Genomic DNA, 3,504 nt, shown 5'->3' with positions numbered 1-3,504 from the left:
CCCCCGTCACGGCCCACCCCGCGCTCACCGAGACCCTGCGCACCTGGCTCTCCCTGCACGGCAGCTGGGACCGCACGGCCGTCGCCCTGTCCGTGCACCGCAACACCGTGCGCCAGCGGATCGCCCGCTGCGCGACCCTGCTCGCGACGGACCTCGACGACCCGGACGTACGGATGGAACTCTGGTTCGCGCTGCGGCACATCTGAGTACGTGAGCGGTGTCCCCCTGAGTACGTGACGCACGTCCCAGCGCGCGATACGCCAGGGACGCCCACAGTCGGCTGCCTCACAATGGATGCCATGCCGATACCCGGGACACCCAGCCGCGCCGAACTCGTCGAACACCTCGTCAGGACGCGCATCGCGGGCGACGTCGCCACCCCCCGCGAGAACAACCTCTCCCACTACCGCAAGCTCGCGAACAGCGACCGCCACTACTGGCTCGGGCTGGAACTCGGCGACCGCTGGAGCGACGAGCAGGACGTCCTCGCGGTGATGGCGGAGCGGGTCGGCGTGAACGACGACCCCGAATACCGGTACGGCCAGGACACCATCGACCCGGAGCTGACCGTCGACGGTCTGGAGCGGATGGCCGGACGGCTGCGCAAGGCGGCGGACGGGCAGCAGCGCGTCCTGTTCGCCACCGGCCACCCCGGCGGCCTCCTCGACGTGCACCGCGCGACCGCGGCGGCGCTGCGCGCGGCCGGCTGCGAGATCGTCGTCATCCCGGACGGGCTGACGACCGAGGAGGGCTACGTCATGCAGTTCGCGGACGTGGCGGTCCTGGAGCACGGCGCCACCCTGTGGCACACCCACTCGGGCGAACCCATGAAGGCGATCCTCAAGGGCCTGGAGCGCGAGGGCCGCCCGCTGCCCGACCTGGTCGTCGCCGACCACGGCTGGGCGGGCTACGCGGGCCAGCACGGCGTCGACTCCGTCGGCTACGCCGACTGCAACGACCCGGCCCTCTTCATCGCCGAGGCCGAGGGCACCGTGCAGGTGACGGTGCCCCTGGACGACCATGTGATCAGCCCCCGCCACTACGACCCCATGACGGCGTACCTGCTGGCGGCGGCCGGGCTGGACTGACCGGCGGGCGGCCGGGCCCGGCGCGCCCCGGGGGGGCAAGGCCCTGGGCGAAATCCGCGCGGTGGGGGACCGCCCACTCGCGGAACCCGCGCGGCGGTCTCCCCGTCACCTTCTCCACGGTCGGGTACACCCGCGACTCGTCGAGAACGCCGTCACCGCAGAAGCGGAAGAAGGCGTGGACGTACGCCTCCGGCAGCCCCGCGGCGGCGTGCGCGAGTCAGAGGGCGACGCGCCCGGCTCAGCGGGGAACGCGCACCACGCCCTCCTGGATGACCGACACGGCGAGCCGGCCGTCCTGGGTGTAGATGCGGGCCTGGCCGAGGCCGCGGCCGCCGGACGCCGAGGGCGACTCCTGGTCGTACAGCAGCCATTCGTCGGCGCGGAAGGGCCGGTGGAACCACATGGCGTGGTCCAGGGAAGCCCCGACGACGTCGCCGACCGCCCAGCCGCCGCGGCCGTGCGCGAGCAGGACCGAGTCGAGCAGGGTCATGTCGGAGACGTAGGTGGCGAGCACGATGTGCAGCAGGGCGCTGTCGACCGGCCCGTCGAGCTTGCCGTTGGTGCGGAACCACACCTGGGAGTGCGGCTCGCGGGGCTGCCCGAACTGCCCGTAGGGCGGCTCCTCGACATAGCGCAGGTCGATGGCCTCACGCGCGGCGAGGAAGTGCTCGACGACCTTGGGGTCGAGGTGGTCGTAGCCGCGGAACCGGTCCTGCGAGGTCGGCAGGGCCGCCGGGTCCGGGGCGGGCGGCATGGGCGCCTGGTGGTCCATGCCCTCCTCGTGCTCCTGGAAGGACGCGGACAGCGAGAAGATCGGCCGGCCGTGCTGGACCGCCACCACCCGCCGGGTGGTGAAGGAGCGGCCGTCGCGGATGCGCTCGACGTCGTAGACGATGGGCGCGCCGGGGTCGCCCATGCGCAGGAAGTACGCGTGGAGCGAGTGGGGCGGCCGGTCCGCCGGGACGGTACGCCCGGCGGCGACCAGCGCCTGGGCCGCGACCTGGCCGCCGAAGACCCGGGGGACCACGGCGGACCGGGACTGGCCGCGGAAGATGTTCTCCTCGATCGGCTCGAGGTCGAGCAGATCGAGGAGATCCTGAAGTGCCTGGCTCATGAAGTCAGTTGTATACGCCAGTGGTTTCGGGAGGCTTACAGGCCCATGTTCTTGGCGATGATCGACTTCATGATCTCGCTCGTGCCGCCGTAGATGCGGTTGACGCGGTTGTCCGCGTACAGGCGGGCGATCGGGTACTCGTTCATGAAGCCGTAGCCGCCGTGCAGCTGGAGGCAGCGGTCGATGACGCGGTGGGCGACCTCGGTGCAGAACAGCTTGGCGGAGGCGGCCTCGGCGGGGGTGAGCTCACCGGCGTCCAGGGCCTCGGTCGCGCGGTCGGCGACGGCCTCGGCGGCGTCCACCTCGGCCTGGCAGGCGGCCAGCTCGAACTTGGTGTTCTGGAAGGAGGCGACCGTCTTGCCGAAGACGGTGCGGTCCTGGACGTACTGCTTGGCGAACCGCACGGCGGCCTTGGCCTGGGCGTAGGCACCGAAGGCGATGCCCCAGCGCTCGGAGGCCAGGTTGTGACCGAGGTAGTAGAAACCCTTGTTCTCCTCGCCGAGCAGGTCCTCGACGGGCACCTTGACGTCGACGAACGCCAGCTCGGCGGTGTCGGAGGTCTTCAGGCCGAGCTTGTCGAGCTTGCGGCCGACGGAGTAGCCCTCGGACTTGGTGTCCACGGCGAAGAGGGAGATGCCGTGGCGGCGGTCCTCGGCGGTCGGCGCGGAGGTGCGGGCGCAGACGATCATGCGGTCGGCGTGCACGCCGCCGGTGATGAAGGTCTTGGCACCGTTGAGGACGTAGTGCGTGCCGTCCTCGCTCAGCTTGGCGGTGGACTTCATGCCCGCGAGGTCGGAACCGGTGCCCGGCTCCGTCATCGCGATGGCCCACATCTCCTCACCGGAGACGAACTTCGGCAGGAACCGCTTCTTCTGCTCGTCGGTGGCGAGCATCTTGAGGTACGGCAGGGCGAGCAGCACGTGCACGCCGGAGCCGCCGAACGCGACGCCCGCGCGAGCGGTCTCCTCGTACAGAACGGCCTCGAACTTGTGGCTCTCCAGGCCCGCGCCGCCGAACTCCTCGGGCACGTTGATGCCGAAGATGCCCAGCTCACCGAGCTTGTAGTAGAAGTCGCGCGGCGCCTGGCCGGCAGCGAACCATTCGTCGTACACCGGTACGACCTCGGCCTCGATGAAGGCGCGGATGGTCTCCCGGAACGCCTCGTGATCCTCGTTGAACACCGTACGGCGCACGCCGCCACCTCCACGACTTCGCATGTCTAAGCGCTTGCTCAGCCAAAGATACCGGCGGGTATCAACGACCGTCCAGGGTGGGGGTGGGGTAACGCTCGTCACGCTGGGG

The 3,504-nt window shown here is 70.6% G+C and carries 4 protein-coding genes; 2 read left to right on the top strand and 2 right to left on the bottom strand.

Annotated features, from left to right (window positions below; genetic code table 11):
- On the top strand, positions 1–206 hold a 206-nt coding region (locus K4G64_RS38760), incomplete at its 5' end, for a helix-turn-helix domain-containing protein (protein ID WP_221760542.1).
- Positions 207–299: 93 nt separating this feature from the next.
- Positions 300–1,088, top strand: a complete 789-nt coding sequence (locus tag K4G64_RS38755) for a phosphatase (RefSeq protein ID WP_221760541.1) — start codon at positions 300–302, stop codon at positions 1,086–1,088.
- A gap of 238 nt (positions 1,089–1,326) precedes the next feature.
- Here the strand turns inward: K4G64_RS38755 and K4G64_RS38750 are convergent, their stop codons facing one another.
- Complete coding sequence (locus K4G64_RS38750) at positions 1,327–2,202, bottom strand: acyl-CoA thioesterase II (RefSeq protein ID WP_221760540.1); 876 nt, start codon at positions 2,200–2,202, stop codon at positions 1,327–1,329.
- Positions 2,203–2,237: 35 nt separating this feature from the next.
- The gene (locus K4G64_RS38745) at positions 2,238–3,395 is read right to left on the bottom strand and encodes an acyl-CoA dehydrogenase family protein (protein ID WP_221760539.1); all 1,158 of its coding nucleotides are present in this window, start codon (positions 3,393–3,395) and stop codon (positions 2,238–2,240) included.
- Positions 3,396–3,504 lie beyond the last annotated feature (109 nt).

This window comes from Streptomyces sp. WAC04114, from assembly GCF_019733245.1.
Taxonomy (GTDB): Bacteria; Actinomycetota; Actinomycetes; order Streptomycetales; family Streptomycetaceae; genus Streptomyces; species Streptomyces massasporeus_A.
This window is presented reverse-complemented; position numbering and strand designations above follow the sequence as displayed.

Excerpts from the sequence above, each read along its gene's own strand:
- K4G64_RS38755 (WP_221760541.1), top strand. The coding sequence starts at position 300 with ATGCCGATACCCGGGACACCCAGCCGCGCCGAACTCGTCGAACACCTC.
- K4G64_RS38750 (WP_221760540.1), bottom strand. The coding sequence starts at position 2,202 with ATGAGCCAGGCACTTCAGGATCTCCTCGATCTGCTCGACCTCGAGCCG.